This window comes from Enterococcus sp. C76, assembly GCF_040886985.1.
GTDB classification, from domain to species: domain Bacteria; phylum Bacillota; class Bacilli; order Lactobacillales; family Enterococcaceae; genus Enterococcus_B; species Enterococcus_B lactis.
On record NZ_JBFOEY010000060.1, the window covers coordinates 1 to 354 of the forward strand.

Sequence of the window (354 nt, forward strand, 5' to 3'; positions counted from 1 at the left end):
CCGCTTTTCTTTTTTTATCAAAAACAATCCTATAAATAACACAAAAAATATAAATAAAAATAAACCTATTTCTTTTACTAAACTGATATAAACATCCTGTTCAAACATTGTACTTTTTAAGTAATGAACACCACATTCAAGTACACTTAATAAAATTTGAAAAAAGATAATATGCAAAAACATCGTTTGAATTTTGTCTTCTGCGAATTTTAAATACATACTATACAAGACACTTGACACTAAAATCACTCCAATAACAAAAATATTGTTTCACCTCCATTTTATAAAAAAATTCTTATACAGCTACCATTCTATATACAAAAACATCGATAGAATTTAGCAATTCTTCATGTC

At 24.6% G+C, this 354-nt stretch carries 1 protein-coding gene; it reads right to left on the minus strand.

Annotation, left to right across the window (positions count from 1 at the left end):
* Nucleotides 1–240, minus strand: a 240-nt coding sequence (locus tag AB3I00_RS14750) for a hypothetical protein (RefSeq protein ID WP_368025632.1), incomplete at its 3' end; no start/stop codon positions are given.
* Nucleotides 241–354: the final 114 nt, after the last annotated feature.